Below are 23699 nucleotides of genomic sequence, written 5' to 3'. Positions count from 1 at the left end.
AGGTGCGCGATGCAATCGCCAGAATATACACATAAATCATCTATTCAAAAAGATGGAAGTAGACCTAAAATAAGGTTGGCGGATGTTAAAGGTTTTTTCACCCGATTTAAAAATGTAACGTTTCCACTCATCATTGTTATTTTCTTTGTTATTCCATTGCTTAAATTTGGTGGAGAACGCTTTTTGCTTTTGCAAGTGGATCAACGGGTTTTCAATATTGCAGGTTTTGTTTTTAATGCTCAAGACGTGTATCTGATCTTTTTTATCGTTACTGGTTTAGCCTTTTCTTTGTTTTTTATTACGGCTTTGTTTGGACGAGTCTGGTGCGGATACCTATGTCCACAAACCGTTATTTTAGAAGGCGTTTATAGGAAAATTGAACGTTGGATAGAAGGTCCAAAAAATCAGCAACTTATTTTGGAAAAGTCAGCTTGGAATAAAGAAAAAATAATGAAGAAAGGGCTTAAATATTTTTTGTATGCTTTGGTTTCTTTGTTATTTGCTTTTGGTTTTATATCTTACTTTGTTCCGCACAGTTATTATATAGAGCTATGGCAGCACGGACCCTCAACCCATCCCACTGTGTTTTTGTGGGGATTAATTTTAAGCTTCATTTTTTATGGTAACTTTGCTTGGTTCAGAGAGCAGCTTTGTTTAATTATTTGTCCTTATGGTCGTTTACAATCAGCATTAACCGATGATGATACGTTTGTGATTGGTTACGATGAAAAAAGAGGAGAACCCAGAGGAAAACTAAAAGATGAAAATAGAGGCGCATGTATAGATTGTGCTCGATGCGTTGTTGTTTGCCCTACGGGAATAGATATACGCCAAGGTATGCAAATGGAGTGCATAGGCTGCGCAAATTGTATTGATGCTTGTGATGAAATCATGGAAAAAACCAATCAACTCAAAGGACTTATTCGTTATGATTCCTACAATGGTTTTAATGGTGAAAAAACAAAGCTGCTGCGACCAAGAATCTATGTGTATATGGTCCTCTTGCTTATTGGTTTTTTAGTGTTTTCTGTTTTCTTAAGAAATCGACAAAATTTTGAGGCAAACTTATTGAGGTTAAGTGGTAGACCCTACACGTTTGATGCAGGTCAAATTAGAAATGCTTTTGAAATCCACTTAATCAATAAATCTGCACAAGAACAACGTTACACTATTAGTGTTGAGTCAGAGCAAAAACAACTTGAAAGTATCATGCCCTTTAAATCAATTACCCTTAAAAAGAATGAAGATAAGCGTATACCCCTGTTTTTGATTTTAAATAAAGATATGTACAAGGAAGACTTTGAAGTGAGCGTTAAAATACACGTTGATGAGATTGAAAAACAAATTCCTATCAAATTTTTAGGGCCATAAATCTGTTATATCTGGAAATTTAAACATTCATAAAACAAATAAAGATAATTTTAATATGTTTAATGATTATTAGGCTTATTAGAGGGTAGTCTTTCATTTTTTTAAATACTTTACCAATAATAGCTTATTATACTCTTTATGGTTCTATCCATGGCATTTCTCCCCATGTTCTACTAATTTCTTTAATCCAGCCATTAATAGGTTTTCCACTTGACTTATTATAAGTTCTGATTGGAACTCCAGGAGGAGGAGTTTCACCTGGAGCAAGTTCAATGAACTGACCGCGTATTCCACTTGAGTAGACAAAACCACTGTAAGGTTTGACCGGAACATTGGCGGCTTGTGCCAATTGAGTGGCAAAAACAGGTTGTGTGCCTGTATTTTGTACCCCACCATGGCAAACAACAAAGTGGATTGGTGTACCAGGAACATATCCGGTATTATTAGCCGGATTAATTAAGTATTCGTAGAGGTCTTTTCCAGTTTTAAAATCTACCCACTCACCATTGATCCGAATCAAGGTGTTTTTTCTATAAGGTGTTCCATGCCCCCAAATCAAATAGGTTCCAGGTATAGACCAGTTTAATAAGATTTGAATTTTTTGATATTCCGCCTCGTCAGAAATCAGCCAGCCACCAAATTCATTTCTTAAGTCTTCATCTGTTATCTCTGGTAGGGATAGAGTATAATCACTAAACTGCTCACTAAGTTGCTTTATATAAGCACAAAAGTCTTTATTTTGGTTTTGAAAATCTGTATTTGTTCGGCATTCATAGACTAAATCGGATATTATTTTAGATAAACGTCTCCGCTCTTTAATTGTTAAAAGTTCGCCACTGAGCAATTTTTGTAAAAGCTTTGAGTCATCGTATTCTTGACTATCCAGAATGTGTCTTTCTAAGGTTTCTTTTTCATCTTGAGTAATTTTTGGTGGACCCAATGGTGCTTGTGGAGTGTTCTTGCTTGCGGATAAATCTAACTGACTTGAACGCGCTCTTCCATTAAATTGAATAGAGTTGTAACGAGACTGAAGTGCATTGAGTTGAGATTTATTTAAATAGGGTGAAACTAGACTTTGAATTTTTTCCCAGGGAGTTTCTTTGATTAGCAATAATAAATCACTATCTAAAACAGAATTGTATACTGCAGATGGTGAAGAAAAAGAGACTCCATAGCGTTGACCAATCAAATTGGTCCAATCTTGACTGGTCCCCACAATGAAACTTCTATCATGCTTTGAGGCAATACGTTGACCATCATATTTTAAATGTTTGGAAATTCCTATATTTTCACCATCTACTCTATTAGGGTTACCAACCAGCCAATCAAAGACTAATATATCTTGAGTGAGAGATGATTGATCATTGTCTTGAGTTTTCATAGGAAGTTTTTGTTGATAAAAATAAATATCGGTTTCCCATATTGGCAGAACTTTAAAATTTAAACCGTTTCTGGCTTGAGATTTAGCTATTGCTTTTCGATTAAAGTAGTTCCAGAGTAAGTATGCAGAAATTTCATTGTTTCTGGCAGTCACGTCATAGATAGGAACGGCTTCACCATAAAAAATTTCATTGTTCTCTAAATCTAACAGTTTTGTTTGATTTGAACCATTGCGTGGAGCTCTGAGAGTAGTTACGCTTATAGCACTTTTATCTTCATTAGATAAAATGGGTTTTGAGCTTATAGAATTAGATGAAATTGAGTTGACTTGATTGGGTAAAGTTGAAGCATCAATTTTTTCAACTGGCGGTAAGGGTTCGGGTCTAACGATGGGAGCTTCTGCCACTTCTGTTAGAGCATTTTCAGCTGTTTGAACTCTTCCTTGATTTGTCGGTCCACTTTCTACAGGTTGAGGCTTTTTAACCGGAGGCCTTATTGTTACACCTGGTTGACTTGGGCTTGGTGGAGTACCACGAGGAACACCAAGGCTTGGTGAGGTGCTATTGGTTGGTTGTGGGTTTGATCCATTATTAGAGTTGTTACCAGAATTATTGTTTGGGGGGCGGATGGGTAATCCTTCTTCAGCTGCTTGACGCATTCCTCTAAAAAGTTTTCCAAAAAAACTGGTGCTTCTTTTTTTAATTAATCTTTGTACCCATTTGGAGCCACCTAAACCAAAAACCAATTCGTTGGCTAAATTAAAAGTTAATGCTCCAGCTTTTTCCCAATTGTCTTGGTACATTTCATATGCAATCTTAGAGATTCTGTTACCAAGATAAATGATCATTCCTGCGCCAAGAATAATAGCTATGGGGCCACTTGATAGTGCTGTTGCACCAGCGCCAATACCAAAAGCTACTAGGTTATCAATCATTGTGCGTGCAAACTCTTCTCCATATTTTTTAATGCATTGCTCTCTAAACCCTTTCCAAAAAAGATCCCATGGGTCAGGGTCGCCAGTTAGTATATAAGTTTGATTATTTTCATAAATGCTTAGGGTTTCTAATTGGCTTTCATGCATTTCTTGAGTTTTTTCGTACATTGACAAAACTGCAGCTGCTGCAATCGTATCTCTTGAAGCCTCAGATTGAAGAATTTTAACTTTAAGATTGTAACCATTTTCAAGTTTGCCCTCTGATACCTCTACGATAACCAAATCTTCTATTTGGTATGAACCCAGATCTTCTTGTAAACCATGTGTGACTTCATAAGATTTTGCCATTGCAAAATTAAATACAGAACCTGTTAATACAATGATAAAAACAAACTTAGACAGTTTGCTTCTGAGTAGTTTGAACTTATTCATTATTATTCCCCCAAAATAATCTTCCATGGACTATCATAAAAGCAATAAGCAAGCCAACTTTAAGATTAAGCTATCTAACTGTTTTTAAATCATTTTGTAGACACAATTTATTTAAAATTTAAAAAAACGACAACTTGAGTTACTGTAAATCTAATTTATGAGTATTAAATATATAATTATTTAGTGAGTTGATAAATATAAGCTTATAAAGCAGAGTATTCTAACAGTGGGGTATATACAAAACCATGATCTATCTCATGGTATAAGTTTATTTTTTTGCTATGGTTTACCCATCAGGCAAAAGGAGGCTGTATGAATTTTAAAAATATTTTATTACCCATAGAGTTTAACGATACATCAAAACTTTTTTTAAAAGAGCTGTTGCATACCCATGAATTTTCAGAGTCAAATTTTTATTTGCTGAATGTGGTGGACATCTCTGATACCTATTTGTATTCTGGTAGACATCTAGGGATTCCTGCCAATCTATCGGATGAAATAGCTGAAGCGGCCAAACAAGATATGGAAGTGATTAAAAAAGAGTTTTTTTATGAGAAAGGCGATAGCACCATATCTACCCATGTCCGTAAAGGCTTGAGTATTTCGGAAGAGATTGTAAGTTTTGTAAAAAATAATGATATTGATCTTGTGATTATGCCATCGCATGCAAGAAAAGGTATACAAAGAATGTTTTTGGGTAGTGTTACTGAACAAGTCTTACGAGACTGTCCATGTCCAGTACTCACGGTAAGAAATAAAGATATATAGTGAACTGTTTATGACGACCAAGCATAATTAAAACTTATGCTTACCCTGTCTTTGGTGTTATGCGATGCCGGTACTTCATGACCAAGCCAGCTCTCAAACAAGATAAGATCTCCTGCTTTTGGGCTTATTGAGATATGATTTAAATCTTTTTTAGGGCAGGTTTTCTTTTTTGGTGGGCAAGCCATCATTCTTGATAAACGTGGATCTTCAAACTTGATGGCTGCTGAGTTTTTTGGTGTTTGAACATAATAGCTCCCACTAACTAATGACAGAGGGTGGATATGTTGGCTGTGGGTGACACCTGCAGGCATGATATTAATCCAGCAATCCGTCATTTCTAACTGCTTGATAGATAGATCATAATGCAGTTTTTTTAAGTATTTTTGTACATGTGGTCTGATTAAACTTTCTAAGTTATGAAATGTAGAAGAAAACTGATGCAAGTTGTCCATGCTTGAGTAAGAGGTGTAGCCACCAATATAGGCATTTTTTGACCATTCTTGCCCTTCAATGTCATAGTCTTTAATCTGATAACATTCTTCTAGTAAGGACTTATTCAAGCCAGAACTGGACTTTTCTTGCAAAGCAGACTGGTAAACATAGGTTGGAAAAAAAGTGTGTATAGACATAATATAATATTAAATGAAAGACCACTATATTAGAGGTCCTTCATTTTGTCTGTTTTTTTATCCTAAAAATGGATAACGGTAATTGCTAGGAGCAGTAAAACTTTCTTTGATGGTTCTGGGCGATAACCAGCGATAAAGGTTTAAAATTGAACCCGCTTTATCATTGGTTCCTGAACCTCTTGCCCCGCCAAAAGGTTGTTGCCCAACCACAGCACCCGTTGGTTTATCATTGATATAAAAATTTCCAGCAGCATACTTAAGGGCTTTGCTACTTTTTTCTATTATACTTCTATCTTTAGCAAAGATACTTCCTGTTAAGGCATAGGGAGACGTTTGATCCACAAGTTGCAAAGTTTGATCGTAGTCAGCATCTTTATACACATAGATGGTTAGCACAGGGCCAAAAATTTCTTCTTCCATGCTTAAGAAATGTGGGTCATGAGCAACAACAACCGTAGGTTGGATGAAATAACCTTCTTCCTTACTGTATTCACCACCAGCAATGATTTGTGCGGCATCAGATTTTTTAATGGTATCAATATAGCCAGCTATTTTATCAAAAGCTTTTTCATCTATGACAGCATTGATGAAGTTTGAAAAGTCTTCTGGAGATCCCATTTTCATGGATGCAACATCCGCAAGTAAATGTTGTTTAACGGTAGGCCACATGGATTCGGGTATATAGGCGCGTGACGCTGCAGAACATTTTTGGCCTTGAAATTCAAAAGCACCTCTTGATAAGGCTGTTGTTACTTGAGCTGGGTTAGCACTGGGATGAACCATGACAAAATCTTTTCCGCCGGTTTCGCCAACAATTCTTGGGTAGCTTTTATAGGTTTGAATGTTATTACCAATGGTTTTCCATAAGTTTTGGAAGACTTGAGTGCTACCGGTAAAATGAAGGCCAGCAAAGTCAGTATGATTAAAAATAATCTCTCCTGCATCTTTACCATCAACAAAGATTAAATTAATAACGCCTTTGGGTAAACCCGCTTCTTCAAAGATTTTCATGGTGAGAGCTGCAGAGTAAATTTGGCTTTCTGCAGGTTTCCAAACTACCGTATTGCCTAACATGGCTGGACAGCTGGGTAAGTTGCCAGCAATGGCTGTAAAATTAAAAGGGGTAAGTGCAAATACAAAACCTTCCAAGGGTCTATACTCCATTTGATTCCAGACAGTGTCACTGCTTTGCGGTTGATCTTGATAAATTTGAGTCATATAGTGAACATTGAAACGTAAGAAGTCAGCGAGTTCTGCAACAGCATCAATTTCTGCTTGATAAATGTTTTTTGATTGGCAAAGCATGGTTGCAGCATTCATTTGATGTCTATAAGGGCCACTGATAAGATCAGCAGCTTTTAAAAAAATGGCCGCTCTGTCTTGCCAAGGCATGGATTCCCAAGATTCTTTTGCGCTTAATGCTGCGGCAATAGCTTGTTCTACATGTTGTTTGTTGCCTTTACAGTACTGTCCTAGTGTTTGCTTTAAATTGTAAGGTGAAACCATATCAATGGTGTTAGATGTAGAAACTTTTTCCCCATTGATAGTCATGCAAATTTTTTCTTGCTGTGATTTCATCTTGGTTAAGGTTGCTAAAAAATCTTCTTTTTCTTGAGACCCAGGAGCATAATCAAGAACAGGTTCATTGATTGGATAAGGGCTTTGATAGAATGCATTAGACATAGATGGTCCTCTCTCTCTTTGGTTTAAGTATTAAGGTTTGATTGACATTTTAATAATTTTTACGCTGTAGTCTTTATCAACACAGGGCTTATCTTTACTTGGTAAGCATTTAAGCATTTGATTTTTATCTGTAAGCTTTTTATTCAGTCCATAAATTTTTTTAACAAGCTTCATACCTTTTGTAACATGGCCAATAACCGGTAGACCTAAAGTATCTTTTGGCGCGTAATTTTTGTAACGCACAGTGTTTGCATTGAGTTCTTCTAAGTCCCCTTCGACATCAATAAAAAACTCGCTTAATGAAGCACTGCTATCCTGAAAAGATCGACCCAAGGCAAATGCTCCTGGTTTATGCAATAGCCCGGACTCTTTGGTTGTTTCAAAGTCATTGATTATTTGTGGAGCAGATATTTTACTTTTTAGCTGGGAGTCAACAAATTCAATACCTCCTTGGATAACACCAATGCCTTTTTCTCTTAATTGGTCTGAAGCAATGTAAGTATCATTTTGAGGTGTGACAACCCTATAAAATGAGTTGCCATCTAAATTAAATGCCCCAGATTCCACCAGTTTTATAAATGCTTCGGATGTTTGTTTAGATTTATGACTAAGACTTACTTCAATATTACCCATAGATGTTTCAATCAATAAAGTTTTGAGGTGGTCTGGTTTAGATTTGGCAATTAAGTGGCTTGAAAACATTAAAAAACCCATCAGTAAAAAACGTGTATTGGTATGCATGATTGTAACATCTAACAATAGATGCATGGCTTGTAAAGGTGCTTTTAAGAAAAATAATATCATTTTACAATGAATTGAGAGTGTTTTTTTATGAAAATTGATATGCCACCAGCATGGATCCAATTTCTCAGGGTGTAGTAGGGGCAAGTTTTAGTCAGAGCACCGCAAAACAAAAAGTAGATATAAAAATGGCAACCGTACTAGGGTTTTTATCGGGGATGGCACCTGACTTAGATATTTTAATTAGGTCAGCGCAGGATCCACTTTTAGGTTTGGAATACCATCGTCAGTTTACCCATTCTTTGGCTTTTATTCCAATAGGAGGATTATTGTGTGCCTTGATTGCCAAAATATTTATAAAAAATAAACTGAGTTTTTTACAAGTTTATATTTTTTGTACTGTGGGCTGGGCCACACATGGTTTGTTGGATGCTTGTACCACCTATGGGACATTACTGTTTTGGCCGTTTTCATATCAGAGGGTTGCATGGAATAATGTTTCAATTATTGATCCTTTGTTTACCTTACCGCTATTGATATTAATGGTAATGACATTGATAAAAAAGAAAAAACAATATGCCCAGTGGGCCTGTGCTTATATTATTGTTTATCTTGGCTTTGGTTTGTTGCAAGCACAAAGAGCTCGCTACTTTTTACAGAGTAAAATAGCGGATCGGCAACATCATGCAGAAAAAATAATGGTTAGCCCGTCTTTTGCTAACCTATTATTGTGGCGAACAGTTTATGAATACGAGGGGTACTATTATGTGGATGCCGTAAGAGTTGGGGTTACACAACAAATTTTTCAGGGTGATAAAATTAAAAAATTTGAAAAATATCAAGACTTGCCTTGGTTGGTAAAAGGAAGCACGCAAGACAGAGATATTGAGCGTTTTCGATGGTTTACCAATGATTATTTGTCTTGGTCAGATAAAAATCCTTATACAATACAGGATGTTCGTTATGCCATGTCGCCACGCGCTACACAAAGTTTATGGGGTTTGGAGTTGTCACCCAATGCTCAAGATAAGCATGCATTGTTTGAAAGAGTTTCAAGAGACTCTTCCAAGGATAGAGAAGAATTCTGGGAGATGTTATTTTACAAGGCAACCAACCAATAAATCCAAAAAAGAATTAAGTGTGCTAGGATTATACTTAAGAATAGCTTGATTGTATGTTAGAAGGTGAAATGATCACAGCAATTGGAATAGTTTGTAAAGACATTGAGCAAACAATAAAGTTTTATGAATATTTGGGTTTGAGCTTTAAACAAATAGGTGGCCCAGATCATTTTGAAACCTACAATAATAAAGCTTTTAAAGTAATGTTAGATTCAGAACATTTAATAAAGCAACTTTATCCGTCTTGGCAAAGGCAACATAACCAAAATGTAAGCTTGTGTTTTGAACTAAAAGAACCTGAAAAAGTTGATCAGATTTTTTCAGATTTGATTGAATGTGGTGGAGTAGCTATTAAAAAGCCTTGGGATGCTTTTTGGGGACAGCGTTACGCTAGTTTGTTAGATCCAAATTCAAATCAAATAGATCTTTACGCTGCCCTATAAATTCATGGTTGACAAAATCCTGCTGTGCATATTATGAGCTGTGGGTAGCTTGGGAAAAAATTAAAATTTATTATTCAAAATAGGGGGCATTGATGAAAATAGATTGTAACGTTGTCTGCCTATTTATAAGAATTAAAAAGGTTTAGTAGATGTATTTTTCTAAAGAAAATTTCTTAAAAAGATTACCGTTCTTAAATAATCAAAGGAAGCTAAAGTTAATAATTGTATTGCTTTTTGTTCAGTTTGTTTCTAACTGTGCTCATCAAGTTGAATCTATAAAAAGTGATGTTCAGCATAAAGAAAAAGTTTTTTTAGTGCTTGCACATCCTGATGATGAAACCATGTTGGGGGGATTTTTACTTGAATTAAAGCGTTTAAATATTCCTGTCTATGCTTTATATCTTACTTCAGGCGAAGGTGGAAAGCTTCAAGTTCTTGATAAGAAAGGGGAATGGCAAGGGCAAAATATTGATAGTTTAAAATTAAAGAAAATAAGAGAACATGAATTGAGTAAAGCAGCTACTAACTATGGGTTTCAAAATTATTTTTTATTCAATCAAAAAGATGAGCCTTTGCGTGATAAAAGTGGGTTACCGATACGAGACGGACAGGTTTTTTTAAACAAAAAAATTTGGAACAAACAACAGATACAAAAAAAAATACTCACTCTATTTGAAAAATATAAACCAAGTTATGTTATTACTATGAGTTTAGATCAACATACGCATGCGCATCATAAAGCAAGTCGTATAATATTGGATGAGTTAAAGCTTACTCAAAAATTTAGTTTTATTAAGGGTGTTTATGCCTACACTGAAACCAATTGGGTAGAGCCTAGTAAAGAGGACGAAAAAAAACTTCCAATGATGACTTTAGATAGAAAACAGAAAATGCCACAGTCAAAGTACAGTTACGGAAGCATTAATGCTCAAATTGCAAGTGCACATTACTCTCAGCGATCAGGGCATATAGATCTTAGTGAGCATAAAGAGGAAATATATCAAGTAGACGGCTCATTATTAAACTTTTATGAGTTGTTATGCAGCGATAATAATTGTGGGCAAAGAATCCAGTATATTGTGCATAAGGACGCAAAATAGTCTGAAAAACCTTTGACATATAAACTATTTATTTAATTTTAATAACCATAAAACGGGAGCAGTATTTTTTTTAATATGATGGTGTTCTGTAAATGTATATATCTGCTGAGTATGCAGCCATTTCTCTATACTTTCTTTTTCAACTTTTCCCTGTGAATGTCCTGGGTAGGCTAAGATGGAAATTAAACCACCAGGTTTGAGTAAAAAAAGACATTGTTCTAAAGCTGATAAAGTGCTTTCCTTTTGAGTGCAAAGGTGTTTATTCTGGCCACCAGGTAAGTAACCCAGATTAAACATGATAAGATCTATGTGTTGATGAATACTTTTTGGTATTGAGCTAGACATCTGCGCATGTGATGTGTGAAAACAAATCAGCTGTTTATTGCCTAAAATTGGGGTACATTTTTTTTGAGTTTCTAAAAGGGCCTGTTCTTGTACATCAAAGGCAAAGACTCTACCTTGTGCTTGAGTGTTTTCCAGTAAAAATTTTGTATCATGCCCATTTCCACAGGTTGCATCAATACTGTTTAAAAACTTTCTTTGATGACTTAGTACCAGTTGATGACATATTTGTGTGAGAGACATTTTAAGTATGCTTATTTTTTATCAAATGAATTGGCAAATTTTTCTGCATGATGCGGGATCTCTAAGCAACCTTTACTGCCAAAGCCATTAAATATCCAAAGTCTAGAGTCTTGAGTAGAAGCTTGAATAAGAGTTTGCCTGTTTAATGTTGTTGGCCTAATGCCTGTATGATGTTCTTTGATAACAAATGTTTTGTTTTTTAAAGATAAAGGGAGCTTAGAAATAAATGCTTCATACTCTTCACTGCTTTTAGGTTCATGATTGATGTCCCAGTGATAACTTGAGCCTAAAAAGAAACGAAAAGAAGTATTAAAATCAGGTGATAACCAGTGTCCCCAATTATACAGTGATTTTTTTAGACCCAATACTTCAATGTTCATGATGCTTCCTTTAGAAAGTTGAAAAAGGTCATGTTTAAAAAATGGGTTATGAATGTTTTGATAACCTTCACAAAAAATAAGACACTTAAAGGAACTATCTTTATACGACAGTTTGTTTTTATGAAATTGAAGTTGGCTATAGTTAAAGTGTTCGTTGTCCAATATAGATTGCTTATTAAAATGATCCCTGCTCATTTTTAAAAACCTTTTTACATTAATGCAAGCGGTGTCATGAATATGAATTTTTTCTTTTGAAATGAACTCAAAACTCTTAGGAAATGCTTGAGCTCTTTTTAAATAATACTTGTATTGAGTTGGAGTAGATAAAAAACGTTTTTGCCTAATAGAATGAAATAAAGAAACATCGAGTTTTTTCTCTATATCAAGGTAAAAGCTTTTTGCTTTGGTAAATTTTTCAAAAAAATTCTGAGTTAAGTTTAATCTTGGACCAGTAAATGGATTAATGATTCCTGCAGCAACAATAGAAGAAGAGCCTTTAAATTGGTTATCAATTATTTTAACAGAATACCCTCTTTCTATGAGGGTATGGCTTAGTATAGTTCCTGCCAAGCCTTGCCCAACAATTAAAAAATCATAAGCTTCATGCATCATGATTCTGGCTTAGAAAAGTTAAGTTGGTGCACTCCATGCTCAAAACAATTTAACAACTGCATGTATTGTTGGTATAGGTCAAGGTTTTCTTTTTTCCATTTATTCTGTATGGACCAAGGTTCAACATAGATCACTTTAGTAACTTTTGCTTGAAGCATGGCTTTACTACAATTAAAGCAGGGCTGCATGGTGGTGTACATGGTGCTGTTTTCAGTTTTAATACCAAAACGAGCCGCACTTAAAATGGCATTTTGTTCAGCGTGGACACAAATGCAAATATCATAAGCTGTTCCAGAAGGGTATTGGGAATCTCTATTTTTACAGCGAACACAGCCACCATCCAAGCAATTAACAGTTCCTTCAGCGGTTCCATTGTAGCCAGTTGATATAATTCTATTGTCTAAAACCAAAACCGCGCCTACTCTGCTTCCTATGCAATTGGCTTTGGCTTTAACAGCTTGAGCAATATTTAGGTAATACTCATCTTGGGTCATAGAACTATTTTTATCACTGATTATTTAATGGAACAAGTCTTGGCAATAGAATGAAAATATGGGTATATACTTTTATTGTCATTATGGATCCTTTTAAAACACTATACAATCCAAAAAGTATTGGGTTTGTTTCAGAGGCTATTTATGCTTCAGATGCTAAATTCAATAAAAAAAAGTTCCTTGATGAGGCTTTGCTGAATTTAGATCAACTGGAAATGAAACAAAGGGTTGTGCAAATAGCAGATGCTTTGCAAGATAATTTGCCCGGAACTTATAAGCAAAAACTTAACAGTTTACTTAAAAGCGTAAAATCAGATAAAAATACATCTGGTATTCACGGCTTCTTATTATGGCCTTACACATACTTTATTGAGGTTTATGGAATTGATGACCCTATAAACTCAATGAAAGCATTGTACCTTATAACACAACAGTTTACCTCAGAGTTTGGGGTGAGACCATTTTTAGAACGTTATCCAGATACAGTTTATGGTTTGTTTGAAAATTGGGTTAAGGATCCTAATGAACATGTTAGACGGTGGGTGAGTGAAGGTCTGCGGCCCAATCTTCCCTGGGGAATGAAAATTTCTCACATCAATAAAAATCTTAAAAAAAACATCAAACTTCTTTGGCAACTTAAAAATGATACATCTCCCTATGTTAGAAAGAGTGTTGCCAATCATCTAAATGATATTGCAGCCTTAGATTCTCAACTTCTTTTGGATACCGTTGAGAAATGGCAATCCAATAAAACAAATATGCAAGCGTTAATAAAAAGCGCATTGAGAAATTTAGTGAAGCAAGGTCACCCACAAGCCTTAAAAATATTAGGTTTTAATCCAAAGGCAGATATTGCCCTTAAAAAATTAAGTATATCTAAGAAAAAAATTCATGAAGGAGATAGTCTAACCATAAGTTTTGAACTTATTAACCAAAGTAAGACCGATCAGCCAATCATGGTTGATTATATTTTGCATTATATGAAAAAAAATGGGCAAGGTTCTCCTAAAGTATTCAAACTTAAACAAACTCAATTGGCTAAAGGTGAGTGCATGGTTCTGAGCAAGAAACATGCTTTTAAACCGGTTACAACTAGAAAGCATTATGCAGGTCAACATAAAATAGAGATTCAAGTTAATGGGCAGGTAAAGTCCTCAGTTGACTTTGTTTTACAGGTGTAAACAAGGTTAAAACGGAGCTTGCTTAATACATAGAATACATGCTATTAAGACAATGTTTTGTTGATTGAAAATTACTTGGAGTAAAACAATAAGACTGGGTCATGTTGTGTAAACGGCTCCATTTAGGTGAATTAAAGCAATAAAATAGCACTTTATTGGGTCCAAAAGTAGGAAAAGATTCTAAGCAAACAACTCAATTTTTGTATTTTGGCCTAGCTAGGCTAAAGCATAAAGTATGGTAATTACTTTATAGCAAATATAGTATGATTTAAAGGTAATAATTAATAGTGAAAAATGTAACGTTTAGCGATTTAGGTTTAGGAAAAAAAATAGTTCAAGCTATTGAGGATTTAGGTTTTGTAAACCCAACAGAAATTCAGGAAAAAGCCATTCCCATGCTTTTACAAGAGAGTGAAAAAGACTTTATTGGTCAAGCTCAAACAGGCACTGGTAAAACAGCTGCGTTCATGCTTCCAATTTTAAATAAAATTAATTTAAAAAGTCAGCACGTACAGGCTTTGGTTTTAGCTCCCACCAGAGAATTAGCACAGCAAGTAGAAAAAGAAACCGTAAAATTTGCCAAACATTTAAATATTAAAACTTGTTGTGTATACGGAGGATCTCCTTATAAACAGCAAATACACAGTTTAAAAAAAGAAAAACCCAGTATTGTGGTGGGTACCCCAGGGAGAATCAAAGATTTGATCAATCGTGGAGTTTTGGTTTTAGATCATGCCAGCCACTGTGTTTTAGATGAAGCCGACGAAATGTTAAACATGGGTTTCTTTGATGATATAGTAGAAATTTTACAACAATTTAATGAACAACGACAGTTGGTTATGTTTTCGGCAACCATGCCCAAAGGGATTTTAAAGCTGATTGATAAAACATTCAAAGCTTATGACAGAATTAATGTAGAGAAAAAACTAGAGGATTATTATAACATCAAGCAACAAGCATTTATTTGTGAAAGTAAATATTTTTTAGATGCTCTTTTACGTATTTTAATTCAATTGGATGAAGTCTACGGCATTGTTTTTTGTAATAAAAAAATTGAAACTCGAGATGTAGGTGAAAAATTAAAAACTTTTGGTTATAAAGTAGATGTTCTAAACGGTGACCAAAGTCAAGAAGAGCGCCAACGATCAATGCAAAGTTTTAAAAGAAAAAAGCAAGGCTTGTTGGTTTGTACAGATGTTGCAGCAAGAGGTATAGATATCAACAACATTAGTCATGTATTTAATTATGGTTTGCCTCAAGATGCTGAGATTTATACGCATAGAATTGGAAGAACAGGACGAGCTGGACAAACTGGAGTTGCTTATACCATTGTTGACTTTAGAGATACCAAGCAGTTTAATCGTATAGAAAAGATTACAAAAAATAAAATTGAACTTAAAGATATTCCTAATACTGAACTTTTAAAACAAGAATACTTTAAAAAAACATTACAAAATATAGAAGAGTACTTAAAAAATTCACAAAACAGTCCATTTATTGATGACAATAAAAAACTTTTTTCTAAGTTTAAACAACTGTTTTCTAACTTCAAATCAGAAGATTTAGTGGCGTTGATGTTTCAACAAAGTTTTCAATATAAGTTTTCTGAGTTTGAAGAACTGAAAAACATGCAAACGCTTACTTTTGCCAAAGAAAAACCACAAAGATCCTTTAAAAGAAAAGGTAACTTTAGACGTGGACAAAAAAGTGCAAAATTTAGCAAAAAACCTTTAAGAAAAAGAAATCGATAATTTTTTAAACTTACTTTGGCGCAGGTAGAGGAATGCGCAAATCTTTGGGTTCATTAAATGTTTTTGTAAACTGATCGTTTTGCCAGCGCAGCTTTGCACGTTCAATTTTTTCCCGATCGCTGGCCACAAAGTTCCACCAGATATGTCGGCCTTCAGCAAAGGGCTTGCCACCAAAGATCATGAAATTTGTATTAGCATGCACGTTGAGTTCAATCTTTTGTTTGGTAGTAAAAACCGCTAGTTCACCTCCTGATAATGTTTCTTCTTTTAGCTTTAACTTTCCACTGGCAACATAGATGGCAGATTCATATTCTGGATCAAAGCTATAGCTAGACTGTGCTCCGCTTTGTGCATGAGCTTGTATGTAAAACAAGGGTGAAAATGTTTGTACTGGAGAGGTGTATGACTGATAATGACCGGCAATCAAGGTATGATTTATGCCATTAGCTTCAAATTTTGGTAACTCATCAGCAGTATAATGTTCAAATTTTGCATCCATTTCTTCATGCTCTTGAGGTAAGGCAACCCAGAGTTGAATGCCTTCTAAAATCCCTGGTTCTTGGGACCGTTCACTGTGAGTAATGCCATTGCCAGCTGTCATCCAATTGACTTCACCAGGTTTAATTAAACATTCATTGTTTAAAGAATCTCGATGCAAAATACAACCTGAAAATAAATAAGTTAGTGTAGAAATCCCTATATGTGGGTGTTGACGGACCAACATTTCTGTTCCGGTTTTTAAGTCAGCTGGTCCCATATGGTCCCAAAAAATAAAAGGACCCACCATTTGTTTTTTTGAGGAGGGCAAGGCTCTTCTAACAATAAAACCATCACCTAAATCTTTTTCTTTTGTTTTAATAATGTTCATGTCATGGATATACAGTAATTTTGCTTTTTTTGAAATTTCAACGTGAGGTTAATACAATCAAATGGAGAAAGTTTTTGTAATATTGGGTAATCAGTTGTTTCCTGAGCAATACATTGAACCATACAAAGAGTATCAATTTTATATGGCAGAAGACTATGGTTTATGTACTTATGTGAAACACCATAAAAAAAAGTTGGTTTTGTTTCTTGCGGCTATGCGCGGCTACTACGATAGACTTAAAAGATTGGGTTATCAAGTGTCCTATTGCCATTTGCAAAAGGATGGTCAAAGTTATGAAGAAAGACTATTGAAACACTTTCCAAATTTAAAACAAATCATCAGTTTTGAAATTGAAGATAAATTTTTTGAAAAAAGGATAACTCAACTATGTCAACTTAAGTCCATAGATTGGCAACAACTTCCATCACCCATGTTCTCTTGTTCAAGAGATAAGTTTAGTAGCTATCTTTTGCGACATAAAAAGCCATTCATGAAAACATTTTATCAAGAGCAACGAAGAGACTTAAATATTTTACTGGATAAGCAACAAAACCCACAAGGAGAGCAGTGGAGCTTTGATACAGAGAATAGAAAAAAAATAGGAAAAGAAGTGAAAATTCCACAGCCATTTCCTGTGATTAAAAAATCCAAGCATGTGGATGCGGTTATCAACTTAGTCCAGCAACATTTTTCAAATCATCCAGGTCAATTAGATGGGAACTTTGAATACGGGACAGATAAGAATCACTATGAACAATATATTCAATACTTTTTGGAGAAAAAATTAGATGATTTTGGTCAATATCAAGATGCTATTTCTGATCGAGGAGACTACCTTTTCCACTCTATTCTTTCTCCAGGATTAAATCTAGGCTTAATCACACCGCAAGAACTGATAGAGAAAACTTTAGACTTTCATATGAAAAATGCCACGCCTTTAAATTCTATTGAGGGCTTCATTCGTCAAATTATTGGTTGGCGGGAGTTTGTCAGAGGCATTTATCAAAACTTCTCAAAATATCAGGAAAACCATAATTACTGGCAGCATCATAGAAAATTAAGCAAAGATTGGTATAACGGCACAACTGGAATACCAATTTTAGACGATGCAATTCATAAAGCCCAAAGAACAGGCTATAATCATCATATAGAGCGCTTAATGATTTTAGGTAATATGATGGTTTTATGCGAAATTGAACCAAAACAAGCTCATCAATGGTTTATGGAAATGTTTATTGATAGTTCTGACTGGGTTATGGGACCTAATGTTTATGGAATGGCATTATTTAGTGATGGTGGGGTCTTTGCCACTAAACCGTATATATGTTCTTCAAATTATTGGCTTAAAATGAGCGGCTATAAAAAGGGTAATTGGTGTAATATTGTCGATGGCTTGTATTGGCGTTTTATTGCTAAGCATAAAGATTTTTTTTCACAAAACCCTAGGTTAAGTATGATGTCTAGACTTTTAGATAAGATGAAACATGAAAGAAAAGAGATCATTTTTAACCAAGCAGAAAGGTTTTTAAATAAAGTTACATTATGAACAAAAACACAAAAGTTGCTTTAATTATTGGGGCCAATCGAGGTATTGGTTTTGGGCTTGTCAAAAATTTACTTCAAGACAAAGCCAATTATATGATTTATGCCAGCTATAGATCCGAGGATAAATCGCAAGACTTACTGTCTCTGGCACAAGAGTATCCAGAAAAATTAAAATGCCTAGTATTTGATGCAATAAAAAGTAATAATTACAGCTATTTATTGGATAGTATTGTATCTGAAACAGAAAAAATAGATCTGTGTATTAACTGTATTGGGGTTTTGGATGATGGAGTGACCTTTCCAGAAAGAAAGGTTGAGGAGTTAAGTTCTGAATCATTAAGCCATTGTTTTACACTCAATACAATCCCAACCTTGCTATTGGCAAAAACCTTAAAATCATTGTTACTTAAGAGTGAAAGCCCAAAATTTGTTGCAATTTCAGCCAAAGTAGGGAGCATCTCTGATAATCGTTTAGGAGGCTGGTACGCTTATAGAATATCGAAAGCAGCCTTGAATATGGCCATTAAGAATCTGTCAATTGAATTTAAAAGACTGCATAAAAACAGTATGATTGTAGCAATCCACCCAGGAACGACTCAAACCGAATTATCTAAGGCGTTTATCAAGCATGCAGCTAAAAGCTATATCGTTCACCAACCGGAACAAGCCGGTAAAAATATTCTACAGTTGATTAACAGACTAAGTCCAAATGAAACTGGCCTGTTCTTTTCTTGGGATGGCTCCAAAATAAGCTGGTAAGGGATTATTTAGCAGTTTAATAAGGCCCTCTATAGGATTTTTTATGTGAATATAATTCTTGCATAATGCTTGCTATCAGGATAAAAGGATTTTTAGTATTTGCCAGCTCGACCTTGAGCGTTCTTTTATTTGATTCAATCCATTAATAGATCATTCATCCGAGCCAACAAAGCTAAGGTTAATTTTAATTAAGGCTTATGTATAAAGCCACAGGAAAGTAGAAAAACAAATGAACAAAAAAATATTTGTGGGTAATTGTAGCTATAATGTCAACGAGGCAGAACTACAATCTTTTATTGAATCTTTTGAAATCAGCGTAGTGTCAGCAAAAGTTATCACTGATAGAGAAACAGGCAGATCTAGAGGTTTTGCTTTTGTTGAAGTTGGTGAAAATGAAGATCTCACTCATGTTATTAACACTTTAAATGGTAAAGAGTTAGACGGTAGAAATATAACAGTGAATGAAGCAAAACAAGAAAATAAAAAAAGTGGCGGTGGTTTTAAAGGCCGTGGTGGCGACAGACGTTATTAGTATTATTAATAAGTCGTAAATTATTTAGGGCCCCTTAAAGGGGCCCTTTTTTGTTGGCTAAAATAGAGGTTAAGCTTTTTCATAAGAAGTTTAAGTGTAAAAAATATTTGAAAACTTTTGATTTCAACGTATGGTGGCAGGCTTATTGATGCAGAGCTATTTTGAAAAACTTAATCCAGAACAAATAACCGCTGTAAAACATAATTATGGGCCGCTTCTTATTTTAGCAGGAGCAGGTAGTGGAAAAACCACTGTTTTGGTTCAGCGTACACAACGCCTTATTTTAGAAAATATTGCTGCAGCCAATGCTATTCTTGTCTTAACCTTTACCAATAAAGCGGCTAGAGAACTGAAATTTAGGGTTGCTCAAAAGCTAGATAAAAAACAGGCGCAGCAAATCCATGCGGGAACATTTCATTCTTTTGGTTTAAATGTCATTAAAAAACACCATGATGCTCTAGACTTACCCAAACGTTTTGGTGTCATTGATCAGAGTGATGCGCAATCAGTGGTTAAAGAGTTACTTAAGACAAGCAAAGATAGTGAAAAAAGTAATTTTGATCTGGATACATTGCTTACATGTATCCAGACTTTAAGAGCGGGGAAAACGCTTCCTAGTCATTTACAAGAGTATCAGGATATGGCGGAAGCTTTGTATCCAAAATACCTTGATCGGCTCAAGTCTTTAGGTGTGGTGGATTTTGAAGGGCTTATTCTTGGTCCAATAGAAATTTTTAAACAAAAGCCAGATATTCTTAATGAGTATCAAACTCAGTTCAAACAAATCATGGTAGATGAGTTTCAAGATACCAACGATATTCAAATGCAGATGCTCAAACTTTTGGCACAACATCATCAAAATTTAACTGTGGTTGGCGATGATGATCAGTCTATCTATGGTTGGCGAGGTGCACAAATTCAACATATTTTAGATTTTCCAAAAAGATATAAAAATTGTAAAGTTGTGCGTTTAGAAAGAAATTATCGCTCTAAAGCGCGTATTTTGGATTTGGCCAATCATATTATTGCAAAAAACAGCACACGCCATGGCAAACAACTATTAGCCTCTGGCTATGATGATGAAGGGCATGAACCAGAAGTTTTTCTTTATCTTAATGAAATAGATGAAGCTGAAGGCATGGTTCATCAAATAGAATATTTTAAAAGCAAAGGCTATAAAAATGAAGATATTGCTTTATTGTATAGATCAAATAGCCAAGGTGGGATGATAGAAACAGCTTTAAGAAAGCAGCAAATTCCTTATGTGTTAACGGGAGGAACAGGCTTTTTCAGCCGCAAAGAAATCAAAGATATTTTAGCTTATTTAAAGTGCATGTTTAGACCTGATGAAATCAGTGTAAGAAGAGCCATGCATACACCCAATAAAGGAATTGGCGAGAAAACTATTCAAACAATTTTTGAGTATGCTAAACAACATAAGATCAGTTTTTTTAAAGCCAGTTTAGCCGATATTGATGAACTCAATGAAAAATCGAAACAAGCCATAGAGCATTTTCATCAAAGTTTACAAGCATACAAAACCCTTTTATTAAGCAATGAAAAAAAATGTGAAGACCAGTTGGTTTCAATCCTTGAAAAGATGGGGTACAAGCGTATGCTTCTGGCGGCATTTAAAGACATTCATACGGCACAAAAACGCTGGGATTTGGTTTTAACATTTTGTAGAGTTTTAGGGGCCTATATTCACAAGAGTGGTCATCAGGCACAGTCTTTTTTGAAGTTTATAGAAAATATGGATTTGGGGGATGTTGAAGAAGATGAAAAAGAAGGGTCTAACGTTCAATTGATGACCTTGCATGCATGCAAGGGCTTGGAGTTTCCTGTTGTTATCATCTGTGGTGTAGAAGAAGGAATTTTACCACATCAGCGTTTGGGACAAGATATCAGTGAAGAACGCCGTTTGTTTTATGTTGGGATCACCCGCGCAAAAGAACATCTAGTGTTAACACGTGCTAAAGAAAGAAAAAAGCAAGGTAAGCTAAAACCTTGTGCAACGTCTCGGTTTTTAGCCGAGGTTGATGAGACCTTAATTAAAAACTATCAAAGCGCGTTTCGTCCACAAGGAGAAAGTGAAAGAAAAGCCATGTTAGCGGCTTTATTTGATAAGATAGATCAGACCACGGAAAAGAATAGCTTTTAAAACCTAATAATAAGGGATTTACGCAGAGTATTTTTTTTTGCAAGCTTGGTTTTATGTATGTAAAACATTGTCCCTTTTGTCTTACTTAGAGTAAAAAAAGAAAGATCATTAAATTTTTAAGAACATTATATTCAAGTAATAAATTGAATTTACAATGAAAAGGTTTTGAAATGATTAGTACCCAACGATGTTTATTAAGAACATATGCTGAAGAAGATATAGAGCCCATAATTGCATTTTATCAAAAAAATGAACAATTTCTTAAACCATGGGAGCCACAAAGAACACAAAGTATTTTTACAAAATCATATTGGCAGCAAGCGATAAAGAAAAATATTTTAGATTATGATGAGAAAAAAGCATTGCCATTATTAATTGTAAATAAAAAGACACAGGCTTTGATGGGGTTCATTCATTTTAACAATTTTGAATACGAACCTTTTTTGAATTGTCGGGTTGGTTATAAGTTGGGTGAGGAGTATCAAGGCCAGGCGTATATGTATGAAAGCCTGCAAGCGGCTATGGCCTATATTTTTAATGAAACAAAAATAAGAAGAATAGAAGCTAATTTTATTCCAAACAATAAAAGAAGTGAGAGATTGTTAAAAAAACTTGGTTTTGAAGTACATGGAATAGCCCCAGCTTATCTTCAAATTAATGGTCAATGGCAAGACCATTGTCTAAGCAGTTTACTAAAAGATGTTTTTAATAAAAAAAATTAACTTGATTAAAGTTTTAATAAACCTTCGTGAATCAGTAATGAAACATAAGCATCGCAGGCAGCATAATGTATTTGTTTGTCTTTTAAGGTCTTTGCCGCCCAATTAGAAAGTTTAGCGTTTTTGCTTAAACGATGACCTGTAAAGATGACGCTTAAGGCATTAAGACCAAAGTTTTGCAGACCTTTTTCTTCAGCTAAATCAGACAAATCTACAAATCCTTGAGCTTCAAAATCTCTAAGTTTTTGTAAAGCAATGATATCATCACGTACAGCCACACCCAGCTTAAGAATTTGTGTTGAGCTTAAGATGTCTGACAAATATGGACTTAGGGCTTGTTGTTTGAGTTGAAATAAAAAAGCATCTGTTTTAGTAGCCAGTTGAAGTAAGGCAACAGGGTTATTTTGTCCTTTTCTAAAATTAGGTCGTGTTTCTGTATCAAAGCCTAAAACAGATTGTTTTTTTAAGTGTTGGCAAACTTCAATTTGCTGCTCATAGTCTTGAATAATATGAATGGTACCGGGATACTGTAAAAATGGAAAGTCTCGTATTTCTTGTTTACTTAGTTTTTTTCGGCCGTCAATAAACACAGTGTTTTGCCTTAGACCATGCTCATGGCAATTTGTAAAGATTCTTCATAGCTATTCCTTGTTTAACTATAAAAATATAGATAAAGCATGCTTGATATGCCAGAACTTCCAGAAGTTGAAACCGTATGCCAAGGGCTTGCTCAATTAATAAAACCACAATCATGTGTTGAGCATATTCATATCTATACGGATAAACTGCGCTTTCCTATCTCAAAAACAGTTAAGGATACGTTGCCAGGCCAAAAGCTGCAGCGTTTTTCCAGAAGAGCCAAGTATATATTATGGCACTTTGATCAACATATCATGATCAGTCATTTGGGGATGACTGGTTCTTGGCGAGAATTGAATGATGATATGAAAAAGCATGATCACTTTGCTATTGCTTTTGTTGATGAGCAAACCTTGATTTACAATGATCCCAGACGCTTTGGTTTTATTGATCTTTGTCCTAAAGATATAATCCTGGACCACAAATTTTTAAAGCATCTAGGTCCTGAGCCATTATCCGATCAATTCAATCATAACTATTTACAAAACTACTGCAAGAATAAAACGGCAGCCATTAAATCTGTGATCATGGATCAACGTTGTGTGGTGGGGGTAGGGAATATCTATGCCTGTGAATCCCTGTTTCAAAGTGAAATCCATCCTTTAACACCGGCTAAAGATGTCAGTGAATTGAATCTTAAAAAGTTGATTAAACATATTCAAAACGTTTTATTACAAGCTATTGAAGCAGGGGGCTCTACTATCAAAGACTTTAAGAAAGCCGGAGGAGAACAAGGCTATTTTCAGCATCAGTTTTTGGTTTATGGAAAAACTGGTGAGTTATGTCCAAACTGTAAACAGAGTAAAATAGAAAATCTAAGAATATCTGGGCGGAGTAGTTTTTATTGCCCTAATTGTCAGATCGGGTAGTT

General features: G+C 34.9%; 22 protein-coding genes. 13 read left to right on the top strand and 9 right to left on the bottom strand.

Features of this window, described 5'->3' with window-relative positions; all coding sequences use genetic code 11:
• Positions 1-9 precede the first annotated feature (9 nt).
• On the top strand, positions 10-1371 hold the full coding sequence (ccoG, locus tag PKC21_02720) for a cytochrome c oxidase accessory protein CcoG (protein ID HMR24245.1): 1362 nt from the start codon (positions 10-12) through the stop codon (positions 1369-1371).
• A 136-nt stretch (positions 1372-1507) separates the two neighbouring features.
• On the opposite strand, the gene PKC21_02715 is transcribed toward ccoG, so the two are convergent.
• Positions 1508-4117, bottom strand: a complete 2610-nt coding sequence (locus PKC21_02715) for a hypothetical protein (protein HMR24244.1) — start codon at positions 4115-4117, stop codon at positions 1508-1510.
• A 312-nt stretch (positions 4118-4429) separates the two neighbouring features.
• On the opposite strand from PKC21_02715, the gene PKC21_02710 reads away from it, so the two are divergent.
• Entirely contained in the window at positions 4430-4885 is a 456-nt protein-coding gene (locus PKC21_02710) for a universal stress protein (GenBank protein ID HMR24243.1), read from the top strand.
• 8 nt (positions 4886-4893) lie between these two features.
• Here the strand turns inward: PKC21_02710 and PKC21_02705 are convergent, their stop codons facing one another.
• Genes PKC21_02705 through PKC21_02695 form a run of 3 tightly spaced genes read right to left on the bottom strand, consistent with a single transcriptional unit; the run spans position 4894 to position 7965 of the window.
• Positions 4894-5514, bottom strand: coding sequence for a TIGR02466 family protein (locus PKC21_02705; protein ID HMR24242.1), 621 nt, complete (start codon positions 5512-5514; stop codon positions 4894-4896).
• A gap of 57 nt (positions 5515-5571) precedes the next feature.
• Positions 5572-7197, bottom strand: a complete 1626-nt coding sequence (gene pruA / locus PKC21_02700) for an L-glutamate gamma-semialdehyde dehydrogenase (protein HMR24241.1) — start codon at positions 7195-7197, stop codon at positions 5572-5574.
• 30 nt (positions 7198-7227) lie between these two features.
• Positions 7228-7965 carry a peptidylprolyl isomerase gene (locus PKC21_02695; GenBank protein ID HMR24240.1) on the bottom strand — a complete coding sequence of 246 codons (738 nt, stop codon included), beginning with the start codon at positions 7963-7965 and terminating at the stop codon, positions 7228-7230.
• An 86-nt stretch (positions 7966-8051) separates the two neighbouring features.
• On the opposite strand from PKC21_02695, the gene PKC21_02690 reads away from it, so the two are divergent.
• The 3 genes from PKC21_02690 to PKC21_02680 all read left to right on the top strand — a co-directional run bounded on the left by PKC21_02690 (position 8052) and on the right by PKC21_02680 (position 10602).
• On the top strand, positions 8052-9059 hold the full coding sequence (locus tag PKC21_02690; protein ID HMR24239.1) for a metal-dependent hydrolase: 1008 nt from the start codon (positions 8052-8054) through the stop codon (positions 9057-9059).
• 53 nt (positions 9060-9112) lie between these two features.
• Positions 9113-9502, top strand: a complete 390-nt coding sequence (locus PKC21_02685; protein ID HMR24238.1) for a glyoxalase — start codon at positions 9113-9115, stop codon at positions 9500-9502.
• 149 nt (positions 9503-9651) lie between these two features.
• Positions 9652-10602: a PIG-L family deacetylase gene (locus tag PKC21_02680; protein HMR24237.1), complete on the top strand. Its 951-nt coding sequence runs from the start codon at positions 9652-9654 to the stop codon at positions 10600-10602.
• Positions 10603-10626: 24 nt separating this feature from the next.
• Here the strand turns inward: PKC21_02680 and PKC21_02675 are convergent, their stop codons facing one another.
• From PKC21_02675 to PKC21_02665, 3 genes are read right to left on the bottom strand one after another with little or no spacing between them, the layout of a single operon-like run.
• Positions 10627-11187 carry a class I SAM-dependent methyltransferase gene (locus PKC21_02675; protein ID HMR24236.1) on the bottom strand — a complete coding sequence of 187 codons (561 nt, stop codon included), beginning with the start codon at positions 11185-11187 and terminating at the stop codon, positions 10627-10629.
• Between the two features lie 11 nt (positions 11188-11198).
• A complete protein-coding gene (locus PKC21_02670; GenBank protein ID HMR24235.1) occupies positions 11199-12179 on the bottom strand; it encodes an FAD-dependent oxidoreductase in 981 nt (326 codons plus the stop codon).
• Positions 12176-12673: a dCMP deaminase family protein gene (locus tag PKC21_02665; protein ID HMR24234.1), complete on the bottom strand. Its 498-nt coding sequence runs from the start codon at positions 12671-12673 to the stop codon at positions 12176-12178. Before PKC21_02665 ends, PKC21_02670 begins: the two co-directional genes overlap by 4 nt.
• A 50-nt stretch (positions 12674-12723) precedes the next feature.
• Between PKC21_02665 and PKC21_02660 the strand changes: the two genes are divergently transcribed.
• Positions 12724-13854: a DNA alkylation repair protein gene (locus PKC21_02660; GenBank protein HMR24233.1), complete on the top strand. Its 1131-nt coding sequence runs from the start codon at positions 12724-12726 to the stop codon at positions 13852-13854.
• A 287-nt stretch (positions 13855-14141) separates the two neighbouring features.
• Positions 14142-15605: a DEAD/DEAH box helicase gene (locus PKC21_02655; protein HMR24232.1), complete on the top strand. Its 1464-nt coding sequence runs from the start codon at positions 14142-14144 to the stop codon at positions 15603-15605.
• Positions 15606-15615: 10 nt separating this feature from the next.
• Here PKC21_02655 and PKC21_02650 read toward each other — a convergent pair whose 3' ends face one another.
• Positions 15616-16473 carry a pirin family protein gene (locus tag PKC21_02650; GenBank protein ID HMR24231.1) on the bottom strand — a complete coding sequence of 286 codons (858 nt, stop codon included), beginning with the start codon at positions 16471-16473 and terminating at the stop codon, positions 15616-15618.
• A 61-nt stretch (positions 16474-16534) separates the two neighbouring features.
• Between PKC21_02650 and PKC21_02645 the strand changes: the two genes are divergently transcribed.
• The 5 genes from PKC21_02645 to PKC21_02625 all read left to right on the top strand — a co-directional run bounded on the left by PKC21_02645 (position 16535) and on the right by PKC21_02625 (position 22192).
• Positions 16535-18019 carry a cryptochrome/photolyase family protein gene (locus tag PKC21_02645; GenBank protein ID HMR24230.1) on the top strand — a complete coding sequence of 495 codons (1485 nt, stop codon included), beginning with the start codon at positions 16535-16537 and terminating at the stop codon, positions 18017-18019.
• Positions 18016-18777 (top strand): SDR family NAD(P)-dependent oxidoreductase, encoded by a 762-nt coding sequence (locus tag PKC21_02640; GenBank protein ID HMR24229.1) that lies wholly within the window; start codon positions 18016-18018, stop codon positions 18775-18777. Before PKC21_02645 ends, PKC21_02640 begins: the two co-directional genes overlap by 4 nt.
• Before the next feature lie 229 nt (positions 18778-19006).
• Positions 19007-19309 (top strand): RNA-binding protein, encoded by a 303-nt coding sequence (locus PKC21_02635; GenBank protein HMR24228.1) that lies wholly within the window; start codon positions 19007-19009, stop codon positions 19307-19309.
• 148 nt (positions 19310-19457) lie between these two features.
• A complete protein-coding gene (locus PKC21_02630; GenBank protein ID HMR24227.1) occupies positions 19458-21470 on the top strand; it encodes an ATP-dependent helicase in 2013 nt (670 codons plus the stop codon).
• A 170-nt stretch (positions 21471-21640) separates the two neighbouring features.
• A complete protein-coding gene (locus PKC21_02625) occupies positions 21641-22192 on the top strand; it encodes a GNAT family N-acetyltransferase (GenBank protein HMR24226.1) in 552 nt (183 codons plus the stop codon).
• A gap of 5 nt (positions 22193-22197) precedes the next feature.
• On the opposite strand, the gene PKC21_02620 is transcribed toward PKC21_02625, so the two are convergent.
• Entirely contained in the window at positions 22198-22779 is a 582-nt protein-coding gene (locus PKC21_02620) for a 3'-5' exonuclease (protein HMR24225.1), read from the bottom strand.
• A gap of 96 nt (positions 22780-22875) precedes the next feature.
• Here PKC21_02620 and mutM point away from each other — a divergent pair, with 96 nt between their 5' ends.
• Positions 22876-23697 (top strand): bifunctional DNA-formamidopyrimidine glycosylase/DNA-(apurinic or apyrimidinic site) lyase, encoded by an 822-nt coding sequence (gene mutM, locus PKC21_02615; protein HMR24224.1) that lies wholly within the window; start codon positions 22876-22878, stop codon positions 23695-23697.
• The last annotated feature ends 2 nt before the right edge of the window (positions 23698-23699 follow it).

Source organism: Oligoflexia bacterium (assembly GCA_035326705.1).
Taxonomy (GTDB): Bacteria; Bdellovibrionota_G; JALEGL01; order JALEGL01; family JALEGL01; genus JALEGL01.
Note: the sequence above shows the minus strand (reverse complement) of the source record. Positions and strands in the feature narration are given on the sequence as shown.

Excerpts from the sequence above, each read along its gene's own strand:
- ccoG (HMR24245.1), top strand. The coding sequence starts at position 10 with ATGCAATCGCCAGAATATACACATAAATCATCTATTCAAAAAGATGGA.
- PKC21_02715 (HMR24244.1), bottom strand. The coding sequence starts at position 4,117 with ATGAATAAGTTCAAACTACTCAGAAGCAAACTGTCTAAGTTTGTTTTT.
- PKC21_02710 (HMR24243.1), top strand. The coding sequence starts at position 4,430 with ATGAATTTTAAAAATATTTTATTACCCATAGAGTTTAACGATACATCA.
- PKC21_02705 (HMR24242.1), bottom strand. The coding sequence starts at position 5,514 with ATGTCTATACACACTTTTTTTCCAACCTATGTTTACCAGTCTGCTTTG.
- pruA (HMR24241.1), bottom strand. The coding sequence starts at position 7,197 with ATGTCTAATGCATTCTATCAAAGCCCTTATCCAATCAATGAACCTGTT.
- PKC21_02695 (HMR24240.1), bottom strand. The coding sequence starts at position 7,965 with ATGCATCTATTGTTAGATGTTACAATCATGCATACCAATACACGTTTT.
- PKC21_02690 (HMR24239.1), top strand. The coding sequence starts at position 8,052 with ATGGATCCAATTTCTCAGGGTGTAGTAGGGGCAAGTTTTAGTCAGAGC.
- PKC21_02685 (HMR24238.1), top strand. The coding sequence starts at position 9,113 with ATGTTAGAAGGTGAAATGATCACAGCAATTGGAATAGTTTGTAAAGAC.
- PKC21_02680 (HMR24237.1), top strand. The coding sequence starts at position 9,652 with ATGTATTTTTCTAAAGAAAATTTCTTAAAAAGATTACCGTTCTTAAAT.
- PKC21_02675 (HMR24236.1), bottom strand. The coding sequence starts at position 11,187 with ATGTCTCTCACACAAATATGTCATCAACTGGTACTAAGTCATCAAAGA.
- PKC21_02670 (HMR24235.1), bottom strand. The coding sequence starts at position 12,179 with ATGATGCATGAAGCTTATGATTTTTTAATTGTTGGGCAAGGCTTGGCA.
- PKC21_02665 (HMR24234.1), bottom strand. The coding sequence starts at position 12,673 with ATGACCCAAGATGAGTATTACCTAAATATTGCTCAAGCTGTTAAAGCC.
- PKC21_02660 (HMR24233.1), top strand. The coding sequence starts at position 12,724 with ATGAAAATATGGGTATATACTTTTATTGTCATTATGGATCCTTTTAAA.
- PKC21_02650 (HMR24231.1), bottom strand. The coding sequence starts at position 16,473 with ATGAACATTATTAAAACAAAAGAAAAAGATTTAGGTGATGGTTTTATT.
- PKC21_02645 (HMR24230.1), top strand. The coding sequence starts at position 16,535 with ATGGAGAAAGTTTTTGTAATATTGGGTAATCAGTTGTTTCCTGAGCAA.
- PKC21_02640 (HMR24229.1), top strand. The coding sequence starts at position 18,016 with ATGAACAAAAACACAAAAGTTGCTTTAATTATTGGGGCCAATCGAGGT.
- PKC21_02635 (HMR24228.1), top strand. The coding sequence starts at position 19,007 with ATGAACAAAAAAATATTTGTGGGTAATTGTAGCTATAATGTCAACGAG.
- PKC21_02630 (HMR24227.1), top strand. The coding sequence starts at position 19,458 with ATGCAGAGCTATTTTGAAAAACTTAATCCAGAACAAATAACCGCTGTA.
- PKC21_02625 (HMR24226.1), top strand. The coding sequence starts at position 21,641 with ATGATTAGTACCCAACGATGTTTATTAAGAACATATGCTGAAGAAGAT.
- mutM (HMR24224.1), top strand. The coding sequence starts at position 22,876 with ATGCCAGAACTTCCAGAAGTTGAAACCGTATGCCAAGGGCTTGCTCAA.